The sequence below is a fragment of the Halomonas sp. 141 genome (assembly GCF_002810305.1).
GTDB lineage: Bacteria > Pseudomonadota > Gammaproteobacteria > Pseudomonadales > Halomonadaceae > Vreelandella > Vreelandella stevensii.
In genome coordinates, this window is sequence record NZ_PINZ01000001.1 from 81,490 (window position 1) to 97,228 (window position 15,739).

Genomic DNA, 15,739 nt, shown 5'->3' on the forward strand with positions numbered 1-15,739 from the left:
GTCATCGCCGCCTGGGCGCTTCCACCAGCCAGGCGGTCATGCCGATCAGCGCGCCCCAGACCACGAACAGGTAGAGCGGCAGCCAACCCAATGGGGAGGGCAAACGGTCCATGATCAGCAGGGCAGGCGGACAAAACAGCAGCAAGGCCAGTATGATCAAGGCGATCAATCTTTCCTGACGTCGGGAGAGCGGGCGAGTGTTTTTCATGAAGCGCTGGCATCCTCACGGTCGAAGGCATTGGCCTGCAGGGCTAGCAGCTCCTCTAGGGTATCGATGCCTCTGGCTTCCAGCCGGGGCAGCAGCGCCAACCATAGCTCCGCCGTGACGCGGGCATCGCCCAGCGCCGTATGCCGCGTGCCGGGGGGAAAGTGCAGATCGTAGCGCTTGGCAAGGGTATCCAGGTCGTGACCATCCAGCGCTTCGTCCAGTGCTCGGGAGATCAACAGCGTATCGAGCACCGGCATGTCAAAGCGCACGCCGTGGCCGCTGATGGCCAGCATGTCGAAGGCGGCGTTGTGGGCCAGCAAGACGGCATTGTCCACATAGGCGCTGAACCAGGTCAGCACGCTGTCCAGCGTGGCAGCCCCCGCCACATCGGCATCGGTAATGCCGTGGATGACCGTGCTGGCCGCCGGAATGGGGCGTTGGGGGTCGACGTAATGGTTGAAAGCGTCGCTGGCCAACAGTCGGCCATTGACGATACGGCACGCCCCCAGGCTGATCACCGTATCGCCTCGACGCAGCTCCAGGCCGGTGGTTTCCGTGTCGAAGGAGACGATATCCAGGTTGCGCAAGCGTCGGTTGGCCAGCGCATCATCCGGGGCAGGCAGCTGGGCAATGCCGAAGTCATGAAACTCGGGCCGTGGCGGGGCGGGTTCACGGGGGGCGTCGGTACGCTCTATGGTGGGTAGCGGCATGCGCAAACGCGCGTGGCGCTTGTCGCTGTCGGCAACGCTCCAGATATCAGCGGCGTGCTGGCGCAGGATGTCGGCCACCGATGGGCCCAGCGGCAGCGCCGTCAGCCGCTCTTCACGCCAGCGTACCAGCTCGCTCTCGGGCACGGGAGCGCCTTGCCAGATCAGGTCGACGTAAACGCGTTTCTGATGATGGCTCAGCTCACCCTCGAAGCCGCCGCTGGGCAAGTGACTGTGTAAATAGCGTACCAATGAGTTGAACAGCTCGATCAGAGCGGGAGCATCGCCCTTGAACCAGGCAGGCATGCCAATGGGGGTGATCAGCCGATGGGCAGGGTCCAGGCGTTCATCCAGGGATTGCCAGAAATCATTGGACCACATGGGCCGCAAGCGCTCGCCGTGGTACTGCATGTCTTCGAGGAGCGTGGCCATTCTGGCGACCTGCTGGTTCAGGCCATGGCTCTCTTCATGAATGACCTGCTCCAGGCGTTCTCTTAATGCAAGGTCCTGGGGCAGAGTGCCCAGCTGTCGAATCACATCCGCTGCGCTGCCCAGACTGGCAGAGTGCTGGCGTAGCGATGGCAATAGACTGCCAAGGTCGGCACGCACGCCCATCTCATTGTTCCATGCCGTGGTGGCATCGCTGCACGTGACCAGGGTTTCCTTCTCGCTGCCGGGCACGCGTCGAATCACCACTTTCAGCCAGCGTTGTTCGCAGGGGGCCAGCAGTTCGCGGGGAGAGCCATCGTCCGGTAGCTGGGTCAGGGCATGCTCCAGACCAACGGTGGGCAGCAGCGTGTCGAGACGTTTACCAAGCCCCAGCCCCGTGTGCCCGGCAAAGAAGTCCTCGGCAGCCTGGTTGAACAGCATGACTCGCCGATAGCGGTCGCAGAGTAGCAGCGGCGTTTCCAACACCTGCAGCAGGGTTTCCAGCTCCTGGCGTATGCGGGTGGCACTACGCGCACCCTCTGCATGAGCGGTGGCCAACCGCCCCCGGTCGGCGCGCCAGCTCTGGCTGAGGCGCCGCAAATCCGGGCCGAGGCCCTTCAGCCAACCTTCGGGGGTGTTCTCGTCCTGGGCATCCGGGTTGGCCACCCAGCGAGCCAGCTGGGCCTGAAGGTGGCGCAGCGGTGTAAACAGCATACGTTCGAGCAGCAGCCCGACCAGAAAAATCGTCATGCCACCAGAGAAGCTGCCCAGCCACAGCGCGGCGCGCCCAGCCCCCGAGAGATTCAACTGGGCATCGAGCCAAGCGGCAAAAATAGCCCCGCCGAGCAGGCTGATCCCGCTCAACAGCAGCCATACACCCATGAGTCGCTGGCGTTTGGGTAACCCTTTTCCGGTCATGATGTTCGCTCACCCAACAGGGATTTGACCTTTTCCACCAGTTGTTGAGTGGAAAAGGGCTTGGTCACGTAGTCGTCCGCTCCCAGCGCCAGGCCTTTCTCGCGCTCTACCTCGCGGCCGTGGGCGGTCAGCATGATGACCGGCAGTCGCGGGGTCGACGCTTGCTGTTCACGCTGGCGCAGCTGTTCGAGCACTTCGAAGCCACTAATGCCGGGCAGGCTGATATCCAATAACAGCAGGTCGGGGGAGGCATCTTCCAGACGTAAAAGTGCGCTTTCTCCATCCTCGGCAGTCACGACTTCGAGTCCGGCGTGGGACATCAAGAACTCCAGAGACAGGACAATATTGGGTTCATCGTCGACCACTAAGACTTTGGCCATGGAGGGCTCCTGATAACGCAATGTTATTATTGGTTCTTGAAGAAGTTTAGGTAGCCAAACCGAGCACGCCAAGACGACCTTCGATGAGTATCGTCATGACGTCTACAACTTTCGCCGTGGTTTAAAGCCATAAAAGGGCTTTTTCATGGACTTGCCAGACGACTCATACCACTATGAAAACGCTCGGAGTGAGCAAGCGAGTAAGCCCAACAATAAAGCATCATCATTAAAGGAGCTGCGCTTATGAGTGCTATTTTCTTGCTGGTGGTGGGTCTTGGGGCAATGGCGATGGGGTACTTTATTTACTCCAGGTTCATTGCTCAAAAGATCTATCAACTGGACCCTAACTTTAAAACCCCTGCCCATGAGTTTGAAGACGGCGTCGACTATGTGCCCACCAATCGGTTCGTGCTGTGGGGGCACCACTTTACCTCGGTGGCGGGCGCTGCACCCATCGTCGGACCGGCCATCGCGGTGATCTGGGGCTGGGCACCGGCCTTCATGTGGGTGGTGTTCGGCACGATCTTCTTTGCCGGGATTCATGACTTCGGCGCCATCTGGGCCAGTGTGCGCAACAAGGCAAAATCGGTGGGGGCGCTCACCGGAGATGTCGTTGGCAAGCGTGCCCGCAGCATCTTCATGATCGTCATCTTTCTGGTGCTGCTCATGGTCAACGCGGTGTTCGCGGTGGTCATTGCCGGGCTCATGATGAACTTCTCCAGCGCGGTCGTGCCGGTGTGGGGGGCCATCCTCGTGGCACTGATCATCGGCCAGTTGATCTACCGTCGGATTCTGAGCCTGCCTGTCGTCTCGGTGCTAGGAGTCATCGCGCTCTATGCCCTGATCTTCATTGGCCCTTCGGTGCCGATCCAGATGCCCTCGGAAGTGGCGGGTATGTCCGGTAACGCAGTGTGGATCCTGATTCTGTTTGCCTACGCCGCCATCGCTTCCTTGCTGCCGGTCTGGATGCTGCTGCAACCCCGTGACTATATCAATGGCCTGCAGCTGTTCATCGGGCTGCTGGTGCTGTATGGCGCCCTGGTGCTGCTGAACCCGACTCTGGTAGCACCGGCGTTCAACAGCGATGTGCCTGCGGGTACGCCATCGCTCATTCCCTTGTTGTTCGTGACCATTGCCTGTGGGGCAATCTCTGGCTTCCATGGGCTGGTGTCTTCGGGGACCACTTCCAAACAGCTCAACAAGGAGACCGACGCGCGGTTCGTGGGCTATTTTGGCGCGGTAGGCGAAGGCATGCTGGCCCTGGCGGCGATCCTCGCGGCTACCGCGGGCTTTGCAACGCTGGGTGACTGGCAGGCCATGTACAGTGCCTTTGGCCAGGGGGGCGTCAACGCCTTCGTGGAAGGCGGGGCCTACATCATCCATAACGGCCTGGGGCTGCCTGAAGTGACGGCGGCGACGCTGCTGACGGTCATGGCGGCGCTGTTTGCCGGGACCACCATGGATACCGGGCTGCGGTTGCAGCGCTATATTTTCCAGGAGTGGGGCGATATCTACCAGCAGCCGTGGATGAAGAAGCCTGCCATTGCCACCGGTCTGGCCGTGGGTAGCTGCCTGTTGCTGGCGTTTGGCGCCGGTGGGGCCGACGGCTCGGGTGGGCTGATCATCTGGCCGCTGTTTGGGACCACCAACCAGTTGCTGGCAGGCCTGACATTGCTGGTGATCACCGTGATGCTGGTGCGCCTGAAACGGCCCATGTGGTACACCCTGGCACCGCTGTGCTTCTTGCTGGTGATGACGATCCTGGCGCTGCTGCTGCAGCTGCGCACTTTCTGGAATCAGGGCAACATGTTCCTGCTGGTACTGGACATCGTCGTCCTGATTGCGGCCATCATGGTGGCCATGGAGTGTGCGGCCGCGCTGAAGCGCTCGCGTTCCGAAGTCGCCGAGCAGCAGCCTTAGCCGCTGCACAACCCTGGAGAAACTCCATGAGCGATGATCTGCATTCCGGGTCGTCGCGTCGAGAAACGCTCAGGGCCTGGCTTGACCAGGCCCGCTTCTTTACCGAAGAGGTGTACAGCGCCCGCTACCGGGGCGCCATCGCCAGAGCGCGACGCGATGAAGACGACCTGTTCATGCTGCTGGTGTTTGCCGAAATGATGGGCCTGCAGAACCCTGCTGCTTATTACACGCTTGAGCTGCAGCCATTGCTGCTCGAACGCTTCCATGACTGGCATCGACGCATGGGCATGGAGCACTCCCCACTGGATCACTTCCGCTGCTGTTGAGGCATTTGCCCAGCGGCAGCCCGCACATCAGGACAGACCATGCACGCTGTATTGAATCGACGCCTGCTATGGGTAGGTGGCAAAGGGGGCGTTGGCAAGACCACCGTGGCGGCCTCATTGGCCGTGCTGGCCGCCAGCCGAGGCAAACGGGTGCTGGTGGTCTCCACCGACCCCGCCCATAGCCTGGGCGATGTGTTCGACAGGCAGTTGGGCGATACGCCTCGCCGCCTGTTGCCCAACCTGGATGCCATGGAGATCGACCCCGACCGTGAGGTGGAAGCACACCTTGCCCGCGTCGTGGCCCAGATGCGGCGTTATGCAGCGCCAGAAATGATGCAGGAGCTGGAGCGGCAGATGCGCCTGACACGTCAGTCTCCCGGCACTCAGGAGGCCGCCTTGCTGGAGCGGTTGGCTCGTCTGATGGTGGACGATGAGGCCCCCTATGACGTGATCATTTTCGATACGGCGCCCACGGGGCATACCCTAAGGCTATTGACTCTGCCCGAGGCCATGGCTGCGTGGACCGACGGGCTGCTGGCCCATAACCGAAAATCCGCCGAGTTGGGCAAGGTGCTGGAGCATCTGACCCCCAAGCGAGGCAGGGACGTGGCGACGCCCTTTGACGACCCCACCCAGGACCCGCTGGAAGACCTGGATGAACGCACCCGCGATGTGGCCAGCACGCTGATAGAGCGCCGCCGCCTGTTTCACCAGGCACGACGGCGTATCGAGGATGAAAACGCGTGCAGCTTCTTGTTCGTCATGACTCCCGAGCGGCTGCCGATCCTGGAAACCGATCGTGCGGTGAAAGCACTGGAGGAGGTGCGTATCCCAGTGGCGGGGGTGCTCATCAATCGGGTGATTCCCGCAGACGCCGACGGCGAGTTCCTGGCAGCCAGGCGGCAGCAGGAGGCCACTTATCTGGCGCGCATCGAACAACATTTTCGCCACCTGCCGCGCCCCGTGCTACCCTGGCTGCCGACGGATGTACAAGGTATTGAGGTGCTGGAGCAGTTGGCTACCCAGCTTGAACAGCAAGGATTTTGATGCGGGTATTACTGCTTTCCGCCTACGAGGCGGTCAGCCATCGTTACTGGGCAAACAGTTTGATGGCTGAGCTGACGGATGTGGAATGGACATTGCTGAGCTTGCCACCGCGCCATTTTGCCTGGCGCATACGCGGTAATCCGCTGAGTTGGTGGTTGAAGGAACACGCTACCCTCAGCCAGCGCTTCGATGTGGTGCTGGCCACCTCCATGGTGGACATGGCTACGCTGGTCGGGCTGTTTCCGCACCTGGGCCAGGCCCGCAAGATCGTCTATTTCCACGAGAACCAGTTTGCCTACCCGGAGTCCAGCGAGCAGGTGCCCCAGGTCGAAGCCAAAATGGTCAATCTCTATGCGGCCCTGGCGGCGGATACCCTGGTATTCAACACCGCCTATAACCGCGACTCCTTTTTTACGGGCGTCAGGCAATTTCTGAAAAAAATGCCCGAGAATCTGCCGGCCGCCGCACCGCTGGAGCGGCTGAGGCGTTCGGCAAACGTGCTGCCGGTGCCCTTGCAGCCGCTGGCGCAGGGGCCCGACATTGCACCGCCACCACGGCGCATCGTCTGGAACCACCGCTGGGAGTACGACAAGAACCCCGAGGACTTCTTTGCGGTGTTGTTCAGGCTGAGTGAGGAGGGTGTGCCTTTCGAGCTTGCCGTCATGGGCCAACGGTTTCGTGACGAGCCCGCCATCTTTGCCGAGGCGCAGGTGCGGCTGGCGCAGCATCTCGTCTGTTGGGGGCCTCAGCCAGAGGAGCAGTATCAGGCGCTGTTGAACGGCGGCGGCATCGTCGTGTCGACCACCTGGCATGAGTTTCAGGGGCTGGCCATCATGGAGGCTGCCCAGCGTGGTGCGTGGCCGCTGGTGCCGGACAGGCTCTGTTTTCCGGAACTCTATCCTGATGCCTACCGTTACGATGGGACACGGGAGGGGCTCTATCAGCGCCTTGCCGCGTGGCTACAAGGCAAAATGGCCGCCCCTGAGCGGCTGGATACGTCGCCCTGGGAGTGGCCCCTGTGGCGCGAGGCGTATCGTCAGTTGTTGGACTGAAGAAGGTCCAGGCGCCGGGTAGGCCAGTGCACCACGGCCGTGTGAGGTCGCATCTTGCTGGCCAGCTCAGGATGACGCTGGCCGATCACCTGTGCGGCAAAGCGCGACAGGAATTGGGATTTCAGCTCTGCCCGCGCGCGATCGACGCCGCTGTGTTGATAAGGGGTCGAGGCCAGCAGCATGAAACCATCGTCTGGAATGCGGCCATGGCGCATATTGGCGGCGATGATATCCGCCGCCGTGCCAATGGGTTCTGCCAGGTCGGGCCCGTAGGGGCCGATGATCAGCGCGGTATTGGGCAGGTGAAGAAAATCGAAACCCCGGCCAATGCAAATGACCCACTCGCGGTGCTCGATATCCAGCGCCCGGGCGGTGCCATACAGGCTAGTGACATGGGCCAGGTTACCTTCCAGCAGCGGTAGCAGGTCACGGCGTATGTCGTCAGGCATATCCGGGCAGACGGCGGCGAGACGGACGGCCAAGGCCTCTGCCGGTTGGCCTACCCAGTCGCGAATGTCCAGGACCGCTCCTGCCTTGCCATGAATCACCAGCGCGTCGCTATCCGTTTCAAAGCCACACACCAGCGGGTACACCTGCTGGTGGTCCTTGCCAAACAGACTGCCCGCCTGCTCGGCAATGCCGTATGCGTGAGCCCGGGCGGCCGCCGTATCACAGCCGAAGCCTGCGCAGCCCCGCTGTGGCTGCCCGGCGGAGTAGTGATAAGTAATGCACATCAAGGTGCCGCGCCCCTGCTGCGCTGCCGCCAGCACCGAATCGGTGAGCAGCTCGCCCAGATAAGGCCAGCCCAGGTCGAAAATACCCCCCAGGTTGCGAAACGGCGTGATGATGCCCAGCGGGGTGCGGGTGGCATGGGGAAGGTGGATACGGCCATCCATGCACTTCATCACCAGCAGGGAGGTAGGGTGCTGCGCCAGATAGCGCTGCCGTGCCAGCCATGCGTCAGGACTGCAGAAGTGCTCTGCGTGCTGGCGGGAGAGAGCCAGCAGCGCGTCGATTCGCTCGTGGATAGGGCGCTGGTGAAGCCTTGTGGCAGAGCTGTTGCTGGTACTTGGCATGGTACTTGAGATAGTACTTGAAATAGTACCTGGGATAGTACTTGAGACGGTACTGTGATCAGTGCTGGGCATGGGCAGCTCCCTGGGGCGGCCCAAACGTTCAGGCCAGCTCGGTTTTGTCTTTATAGTCGCAGAGATCCTCGATGATACAGCTACCGCAGCGTGGCTTGCGAGCGATACAGGTATAGCGGCCATGCAGGATCAGCCAGTGATGGGCGTCCTGCTTGAAAGCCTTGGGTACATGGCGCAACAGCTTCTGCTCCACTTCGACCACGTCCTTGCCCTTGGCGATGCCCGTTCGGTTGGAGACTCGGAAGATATGCGTGTCCACGGCGATAGTGGGCTGCCCAAAGGCGGTATTGAGAATGACGTTGGCGGTCTTGCGCCCGACACCCGGCAAGGCTTCCAGCGCCTGGCGGGTTTGCGGTACGTTGCTACCATGCTGGTTCACCAGAATATGGCAGGTCTTCATCAGGTTTTCAGCCTTGGTGTTGAACAGGCCGATGGTCTTGATGTACTCCTTGAGTCCCTCGATGCCCAGCGCGATGATCGCTTCGGGGGTATTGGCCACCGGAAACAGTCGGTCGGTGGCTTTGTTGACGCCCACGTCAGTGGCCTGTGCCGAGAGCAGCACCGCAGCCAGCAGCTCGAAGGGGGTGCTCCAGTTCAGCTCGGTGGTGGGGTGCGGATTTTCCGCCTGCAGGCGGGCAAAAATCTCCTGTCGTTTCTGGGCATTCATGAACGTTTCTCCAGACTATTTGATGATGCCAGTGACCCGGACGCGGCGTTCGCTGCGCTCGTGGGTAGGGGCGGGCTGTGCACGGCGCTGGCGCTGGTCGAGGACATTCTTGAGCGCGATCAGCAGGCCCGCAACGAAAAAGGCCCCTGGCGGCAACATGAAAAACAGAAACTGATAGTCGTCCATCACCGTTATCTGCCACTCGGCGGCCCTGGGGCCCAGCAGCAGATGCATGTTATGGAACAGCGTCCCCTGGCCCAGCAGCTCTCTGATCGCTCCCAGCAAGACCAGCACCCAGCCGAACCCGAGCCCCATCATGAACCCGTCCAGAGCGGCAGGCAGCACCGGCTGGCGCGAGGCAAACGCATCGGCGCGTCCCAGGATGGCGCAGTTGGTCACGATCAAGGGGATGAAAATGCCCAGAGTTTGATAGAGCGAATAGGCAAAGGCAGCCATCAACAGCTCGGCGCAGGTCACGAAGGCGGCAATGATCATCACGAAGGCGGGTAGCCGCACCGCGCTGGGCACCTGATGGCGAATCAACGAGATGGTCGTACTCGCCCCGACCATGACCAGCAGGGTGGCCAGCGCCAGCCCCAGTGCGTTGACCACGCTGGCGCTCACGGCCAGCAGCGGGCAGAGCCCCAGTAGTTGCACCAGGGCAGGGTTGTTGCGCCAGAGCCCTTCCTGGGTCAGCTGTTGCCATGGCGTCATGTCTCGGGCTCCTCGATGGTGATAGGCAAGCGGGCCTCATGGGCATAGCGCAGGGCATCGTGAACGGCATCGATGACCGCGCTTGGGGTGATGGTGGCCCCGGTGAAACCATCGAACGCGCCGCCCTGTTGTCGCACCGCCCAGCTTTCGGGGGGCAGACTGTGGCGTGCCAGGCCATCGAAGCGAGTGATCCAGTCGCTGCGCTGGCGTTCGATGGCATCGCCTAGCCCTGGCGTTTCCTGGTGCCGAGTGACCCGAACGCCGCTGATACGGCCCTCATGGTCAATCCCCACCAGCAGGTGAATGGCTCCGCTGTAGCCCTGGTGGGTGATCACCGGCAGGACGACGGCAGCTTCGTCTGCGTGGTGAACATACCAGCCGTGTGTGGGCGTGCGGTGGCCCAGCCGTTCGGGCTCCGGCAGCTCGAAGGTGTCTTCCAGCAGCGATGCCTGTGAGTCCGTGACCAACGAAGCTGGCAGCACTGCCTGCAGCTGGCGATATTGATAGGCCAACTGGTGCTGTTCGATGCGTTCGGCGGTCAACGTCCGAGTCAATGCCACGCTGCCTGCCGTTACCAGCGCAAAGGTGCCCAGCGCCAGCGCCCCACGCCACATGGCTTGATAGAGTGTCATGGGCGCCTCGTCGGGGGGCGGTGCCCTGTGGGACGACGCTCTGTGGGACGATGCCCTGTAGGAACAGGAGCGCTATAAAGATCCAGCAGCGGCACACACAGGTTCATCAGCAGTACGGCAAAGGCGACGGCATCCGGATAGCCGCCGAAGGTGCGGATGATCATGACCAACACCCCAATGCCGATGCCGAACAATAGCTTGCCGCGCCGACTGGTCGCCGCCGACACCGGGTCCGTGGCAATGAAGAAGGCACCAAACAGGGCAGCCCCCATGGTCAGATGAAACAGCGGAGAGGCGTAGTGGTCGCTGTCCAGGCCGTAGAGCAGTGCCGCTACCAGTGCCATGCTACCCAGCATGGCAACCGGAATATGCCAACTGATCACTCGTTTGAACAACAGCAGTAACCCGCCTGCCAGCCACGCCAGCGCGATCATGCGCCAGGCCTGTACCGTGTCTTCCAGCGCAGCCGCCGCCCAGAACTCATCTGCCCCTGTCAGTCCTTTATGCTTGAAGGCATCCAATGGCGTGGCGCCACTCAGCGCGTCCAGCTCGGCAGCGGAGAGGGTGCCGCTGACCTGGGCCCAGAGTGTCGCCATCGAACCTGCCTGGTGCGGCACTGGCCACAGCGTCATGTAGGTTGGAAACGATACCAGCAGCAGGGCGTAACCCACCATGGCCGGATTGAAGGGGTTGTGCCCCAGCCCTCCATACAGCTGCTTGGCGACCACCACCGCGGCGATGGCCCCTACCGCCAGCAGCCACCAGGGGCTACCGGGGGGCAGCGAGGCGCCCAGCAGAACGCCCGTCAGCAGGGCACTGCCGTCGGTCAAGGTAGCAACCACGCGGCGACGGCGCAGGGCGAGTATGGCGGCCTCTGCCAGCATGGCAACGCCGGCGGCCACTGCCACGTTGGTCAGCACCCCCAGCCCAAAATAGAAGGTCATAGCCAGTAGCCCCGGCAGGGTTGCCAGGATGACCCAGCGCATGATCGATGCCGAGGAGGGGGCAAGGCCCAGCGTCGAGGCCTGGAGCATGCTCATGGTGTCGTTTGCTCCCGTTCGCGGGCTCTGGCATCGGCCAGTCGGGCGTCCGCGGCGAGCAGGTTTTCCTGGGCAGTGGCCAGCTGCATCTCCAGGTCCTCCTGGGATTGTTGAGGGTCTTCTGCCACGGCGCGTGCCAGCGCCTTCTCGGCTTTTTTGACCGCCGCCCTGGCCGCGGTCTGTGCGATGCGCAAGCTGCGCAGGTCAACGGCTGGCAGCTCTGTGGTGCGGGGCTCGACACCCGATGACGACGGCTGACGCTGCTGGGCAAGCCGCGCCTGGCGGCGAGCCTGCTTCTCCGCCTCTTCCCGGGCCAGCCTGGCCTGGCGGAACTCGAAGCGGTGGCGCGCGTGCTCTGCCTTGGCGGTTTCGATGCGTTTCAAACGGATCCGTTGCTTGGCCGTGCGGTATTCCGCCACCAGCGGGATATGGCTGGGGCATACGAAACTGCAGGCGCCGCATTCGATGCAGTCGAACAGGTGCTGTTTTTCCAGGGCCGCGTCATGGCCACTTTGCGCGTGCCAATGCAGCTGCTGGGGCAGTAGCTGCACTGGGCAGACGGTTTCGCAGGCACCGCAGCGAATACAGGGGGAAGCGTCTGGCGCCGGGGGCAGTTCCTGGCGCGTGGCGGCAATCAGGCAGTTGGTGGTTTTGAGAACCGGAACGTCCAGCGATGCCAGCGCTCTCCCCATCATGGGCCCACCTACCACCACTTGATGCAGGGCATCCGGCGCCAGCCCCGCCTGCTGAAGCAGACCCTCTATCGGGGTGCCCAGACGTACCCAGTAGTTGCCGGGCCTTTCGATGGCCTCGCCTGTCAGGGTAACGATGCGCTCGACCAGCGGTGTGCCCTCACAGATGGCCTGCTGTGCCGCCAGCAGCGTCCCCGGGTTGTGACACAGAACGCCCACATCCGCTGGCAGGCCGCCGCTGGGCACGTCTCTGCCCAGCAGCTTTTTGATCAGCTGTCGCTCGCCCCCGCTGGGGTAGCGGGTTTCGATCACCTCGAGCGTCACCGGAAGCGGCGATGGCACCTGGGGCAGCGCCGCCTGCAGGGCTTGCCGTGCCTCGGGCTTGTTATCCTCGATACCCACGACGATACGCGACGCGGCACACAGGGTGGCCAAAATTGCCGCGCCTTCCAGCACCTGGGCGGCATAGTGGCGCAGCGTCATGTCGTCGGCGGTGATGTAGGGCTCGCATTCGGCGGCATTGACCACCAGCGTATCGATGGGGTGCTGCAGACTGACCTGCGCTTTGACGTGAGTCGGAAAGCCAGCCCCGCCCAGCCCTGCCAGGCCGCTGTCGTCCAGGCGTGCCACCAGCGCTGAAGGCTCCGCCCGCTGCCAGTCGAGCGGGGCCAGCCGCTGCCACTCATCGTCGCCGTCGCCTACGATCGTCACCGACTGAGGGCTGACCTCACGCACGGTGCCGCTCAGGCTGGCATGCACATTGGCCGATACCAGTCCACCTTTGCGGGCCACCACAGTGCCCACCTTCACGCGCTCGCCTGCGGCCACGCAGGGCAGGGCGGGTTTGCCGACATGCTGATCGAGGGGCAACACCACTTGAGCAGGCAGCGGGGCCGCCCTCAGCGGCGCGGTGAGTGAGCGCCGCTTGCGCTCGGGCGGATAAATGCCGCCGGGAAAATCATGACGGGACATGAGCACTCCCTGGCGTTGCGCGGTCGCTGATAATGGGCTCCCACTGACTCAACGGCTTGCGCCGTGGCAGCATGTCGATGCAGTCCACCGGGCAAGGGGCGACGCATAAATCGCAGCCGGTACATTCGTCTTCGATGACCGTGTGCATCTGTTTGGCCGCGCCGATGATGGCATCCACCGGGCAGGCCTGAATGCATTTGGTGCAGCCAATGCACTCGGCTTCGCGGATGAAGGCCACGCGATCTTCGCTGGGGGCTTCGCCATCCAGGGGCGCTGGTTCGCGGCCCAGCAGCTCGGCCAAGGCCACTACCGTGGCGTCTCCGCCGGGCGGGCACTTGTTGATGGCATCGCCCTGGTTGATCGCTTCGGCGTAGGGGCGGCAGCCGGGGTAGCCGCACTGGCCACACTGGGTTTGTGGCAGCAGCGCATCGATCTGCTCCACCAGGGGATTTTCATCCCCCTTGAAGCGCGCGCTGGCCAAACCCAGCAGCGCCCCGAACAGCAGGCCCAGAGTGGTCAATGCGCCCACGGCGCTGGCGACCCCCCACCATGACAATGATTCGCCCATCACGATGCCCCCTGCACCAGGCCGGAAAAGCCCAGAAACGCCAGCGACATCAGGCTGGCGGTCACCATGGCAATGGCGGCGCCCTGGAACGGCTTTGGTATATCGGCACCGGCCAGCCGTTCACGCATGGCGGCGAACAGCACCAGCACCAGCGAGAAACCTGCTGCCGCGCCCAGGCCATAGAGGGTGGTGTAGAAGAAGCTCAGTTCGCGGTTGAGCGACAGCAGCGCCACCCCGAGCACGGCGCAGTTGGTGGTGATCAGGGGCAGGAAAATACCCAGAACTTGATGCAGCAGCGGGCTCAGCTGACGCACCATGATCTCGGTGAACTGTACGACGGCAGCAATGACCACGATAAAACTGATCGTTCGCAGGTAGGTAATGTCCAGCGGTACCAGCAGGCCGTGGTACACCACGTAGCTGGCCGCCGAGGCCAGGGTAAGCACGAAGGTGGTGGCCAGCGACATGCCCATGGCCGACTCCAGCTTGTTGGAGACACCCATGAAAGGGCATAAGCCAAGAAACTGGACCAACACGAAATTATTGACCAGCGCGGTGCTGATCAGAATGACAAACAGTTCGTTCATGGCGGCGTATTGTGCGTGGAACTGGCGTCGCTGGCTAGCGGAGATGCAAATCGAACGGCGCGGTGTCTGCCTTGCGCCTTCGCCATGTACAGCGCCTGGTCGGCGGTGCTCATGACGGCGCTTGGCTGAGCCGTCTGGCTATCCTGCAGCGAGCCAACGCCCACGCTGATGGTGACATGATGGCAGACGGGCGAAGTGGCATGGGGTAGTGCGAGCTGGTCGATGGCCGCGATGATGTGCCGGGCAAGCTGCAGGGCTTGCGAAGGCTCCGTGGCAAGCAGCAGGGCGCTGAACTCTTCGCCACCGGTGCGGGCAATCAGATAGCCACGCGCAGCAGCGCAGCGCTCAAGTACTTGCGCGACTTGTTGCAGGCATTTGTCACCCTGCACATGCCCATAATGATCGTTATAGAGTTTGAAATGATCGATATCCAGCATCATGACGGCGACGGGGTGCTGCTGGGCATCCGTAATGGCAGCCTCCAGACGCTGGTCGAACAGCCGCCGATTGGGCAGGCCTGTCAACGGATCATGGGTGGAGAGCTTGATCAGCTCGGTGTTCAACTGGCGTTGGCAGGCGAGTTGCTGGTGAAACGCGCGTGACAAGGTGCCGATCTCATCCCGCCGCTCTGCCAGGGTGAGCGTTGCCGCCTCTGCTGGCGCCAACTGTTGGGTAAAGTGGGTCAACTGGCGCAAGGGCTTCAGTACCAGCCGCTCCAGCACCAGCAACACCAGCCCGATGACCAGAGACATCAGCACGGCCGTCCAGATCAGGACGTAGTTGAAGGTCGTCAAGCTGCTTAGATAGCGATGCCGGTTGAGCTCGATCCCCAAGGCTAGCTGGCTGGCACTGCCTAGCGTTGGGAAGTATTGTTCGGCATAGGCCGTGTCGTCGGAAAAGGTCAACTGCGCTTCCGGCGGATGTGTCGCGTCCGTCACCGACAGCGCGATGGGCAGCCCTGTGTAATCCGCCATGAGGGCTTGCCATGAGTCGTTCAGCGCACGTAGCTTGAACAGCCACCCCGCGGCGGGGCCACTCTCGTCGGTTTGCAGGATAGGGCTACCCGCCAGCAAGGCTGGCCACCCTTCGATGGCGATGTGGACCTCGTTGGCATGGCCCTCCCCGATGGCCTGCTGCATGGTATGGGACCAGGGAGCCATCCAAGTGCACTCGCCGGTGGCTGAGGTGCAGGTGCTGAACTGGCCTGTTTGCGGGTCGATGCCCGATAGCAGATACAGCTCACCATCGAGGGTGAAGAGCGCCATGAGCTGATAGCGCATGTCCTCGAACATTTGCGCGCTAAAATTCACCTCGGTGAAGCCCGGGTAATCGCCTTGCAGGAAACGATAGGTATCGTCCCAGTGCGCCCAGTCGCGCACTTGTGCATGCAGCTGCTGTTGGCTCAAGACCAGACCGCGGGCGGTGCGATCCAGCTCCCGGTGAGCAGCGGCCCTTTCCTCTGCCTGTAGAGCAGGAAAGATCAGCCAGTGACTCAGCGCCCCCAGTGCCAGCATGGCGCACACTAATACGCTACCCAGCAAAGCGAGAAAGCGAAAGCGCAATGACAAAGCCCAGCGATGAACCATGGGTACACTCAGTCCTGTTGTCGCGATGGACGGCGCTCGATATGGATATAGAGTCGCTGTCATGGTCGCTGAATTTCATCGCCCTAAATAACAAGGGGCAGGCGGTTGGCCATGCCCCTTGAGGCGGTCCGTGCTCTGCGTACGGT

Annotated in this window: 16 protein-coding genes; 4 read left to right on the forward strand and 12 right to left on the reverse strand. The window is 62.4% G+C overall.

The window, feature by feature from the left end; all coding sequences use genetic code 11:
• Position 1: 1 nt before the first annotated feature.
• From CWI66_RS00390 to CWI66_RS00400, 3 genes are read right to left on the reverse strand one after another with little or no spacing between them, the layout of a single operon-like run.
• Complete coding sequence (locus CWI66_RS00390) at positions 2 to 208, reverse strand: hypothetical protein (RefSeq protein ID WP_100730598.1); 207 nt, start codon at positions 206 to 208, stop codon at positions 2 to 4.
• Entirely contained in the window at positions 205 to 2,262 is a 2,058-nt protein-coding gene (locus CWI66_RS00395) for a 3'-5' exonuclease (RefSeq protein ID WP_100730599.1), read from the reverse strand. Before CWI66_RS00395 ends, CWI66_RS00390 begins: the two co-directional genes overlap by 4 nt.
• A complete protein-coding gene (locus CWI66_RS00400) occupies positions 2,259 to 2,642 on the reverse strand; it encodes a response regulator transcription factor (protein ID WP_100730600.1) in 384 nt (127 codons plus the stop codon). The genes CWI66_RS00395 and CWI66_RS00400 overlap by 4 nt, the downstream gene beginning before the upstream one ends.
• Before the next feature lie 243 nt (positions 2,643 to 2,885).
• Between CWI66_RS00400 and CWI66_RS00405 the strand changes: the two genes are divergently transcribed.
• The 4 genes from CWI66_RS00405 to CWI66_RS00420 are packed head-to-tail and all read left to right on the forward strand — an operon-like array spanning position 2,886 to position 6,987.
• Positions 2,886 to 4,562, forward strand: coding sequence for a carbon starvation CstA family protein (locus tag CWI66_RS00405; protein WP_100730601.1), 1,677 nt, complete (start codon positions 2,886 to 2,888; stop codon positions 4,560 to 4,562).
• Positions 4,563 to 4,588: 26 nt separating this feature from the next.
• The gene (locus CWI66_RS00410; RefSeq protein WP_016913733.1) at positions 4,589 to 4,888 is read left to right on the forward strand and encodes a cory-CC-star protein; all 300 of its coding nucleotides are present in this window, start codon (positions 4,589 to 4,591) and stop codon (positions 4,886 to 4,888) included.
• Positions 4,889 to 4,927: 39 nt separating this feature from the next.
• Positions 4,928 to 5,935: an ArsA family ATPase gene (locus CWI66_RS00415; RefSeq protein WP_100730602.1), complete on the forward strand. Its 1,008-nt coding sequence runs from the start codon at positions 4,928 to 4,930 to the stop codon at positions 5,933 to 5,935.
• Positions 5,935 to 6,987 (forward strand): tRNA-queuosine alpha-mannosyltransferase domain-containing protein, encoded by a 1,053-nt coding sequence (locus tag CWI66_RS00420; protein ID WP_100730603.1) that lies wholly within the window; start codon positions 5,935 to 5,937, stop codon positions 6,985 to 6,987. The genes CWI66_RS00415 and CWI66_RS00420 overlap by 1 nt, the downstream gene beginning before the upstream one ends.
• Here the strand turns inward: CWI66_RS00420 and CWI66_RS00425 are convergent.
• The 9 genes from CWI66_RS00425 to CWI66_RS00465 all read right to left on the reverse strand — a co-directional run bounded on the left by CWI66_RS00425 (position 6,972) and on the right by CWI66_RS00465 (position 15,593).
• Positions 6,972 to 8,063 carry a carboxysome shell carbonic anhydrase domain-containg protein gene (locus CWI66_RS00425; RefSeq protein ID WP_100730604.1) on the reverse strand — a complete coding sequence of 364 codons (1,092 nt, stop codon included), beginning with the start codon at positions 8,061 to 8,063 and terminating at the stop codon, positions 6,972 to 6,974. The two genes, CWI66_RS00420 and CWI66_RS00425, sit on opposite strands and share 16 nt — an antisense overlap.
• A gap of 100 nt (positions 8,064 to 8,163) precedes the next feature.
• Positions 8,164 to 8,802, reverse strand: a complete 639-nt coding sequence (nth, locus tag CWI66_RS00430) for an endonuclease III (RefSeq protein ID WP_016913737.1) — start codon at positions 8,800 to 8,802, stop codon at positions 8,164 to 8,166.
• Positions 8,803 to 8,817: 15 nt separating this feature from the next.
• Positions 8,818 to 9,516: an electron transport complex subunit E gene (locus CWI66_RS00435; protein WP_016913738.1), complete on the reverse strand. Its 699-nt coding sequence runs from the start codon at positions 9,514 to 9,516 to the stop codon at positions 8,818 to 8,820.
• Complete coding sequence (locus CWI66_RS00440; protein ID WP_081193291.1) at positions 9,513 to 10,148, reverse strand: RnfABCDGE type electron transport complex subunit G; 636 nt, start codon at positions 10,146 to 10,148, stop codon at positions 9,513 to 9,515. The genes CWI66_RS00435 and CWI66_RS00440 overlap by 4 nt, the downstream gene beginning before the upstream one ends.
• Positions 10,145 to 11,188, reverse strand: a complete 1,044-nt coding sequence (locus CWI66_RS00445; RefSeq protein ID WP_081193289.1) for an RnfABCDGE type electron transport complex subunit D — start codon at positions 11,186 to 11,188, stop codon at positions 10,145 to 10,147. Before CWI66_RS00445 ends, CWI66_RS00440 begins: the two co-directional genes overlap by 4 nt.
• Positions 11,185 to 12,852 (reverse strand): electron transport complex subunit RsxC, encoded by a 1,668-nt coding sequence (rsxC, locus tag CWI66_RS00450; RefSeq protein WP_100730605.1) that lies wholly within the window; start codon positions 12,850 to 12,852, stop codon positions 11,185 to 11,187. The genes CWI66_RS00445 and rsxC overlap by 4 nt, the downstream gene beginning before the upstream one ends.
• Positions 12,839 to 13,420 (reverse strand): electron transport complex subunit RsxB, encoded by a 582-nt coding sequence (gene rsxB / locus CWI66_RS00455; protein WP_039178126.1) that lies wholly within the window; start codon positions 13,418 to 13,420, stop codon positions 12,839 to 12,841. The genes rsxC and rsxB overlap by 14 nt, the downstream gene beginning before the upstream one ends.
• The gene (gene rsxA / locus CWI66_RS00460; RefSeq protein WP_100730606.1) at positions 13,420 to 14,007 is read right to left on the reverse strand and encodes an electron transport complex subunit RsxA; all 588 of its coding nucleotides are present in this window, start codon (positions 14,005 to 14,007) and stop codon (positions 13,420 to 13,422) included. The genes rsxB and rsxA overlap by 1 nt, the downstream gene beginning before the upstream one ends.
• Positions 14,004 to 15,593: a diguanylate cyclase domain-containing protein gene (locus CWI66_RS00465; RefSeq protein ID WP_100730607.1), complete on the reverse strand. Its 1,590-nt coding sequence runs from the start codon at positions 15,591 to 15,593 to the stop codon at positions 14,004 to 14,006. Before CWI66_RS00465 ends, rsxA begins: the two co-directional genes overlap by 4 nt.
• Between the last annotated feature and the right edge of the window lie 146 nt (positions 15,594 to 15,739).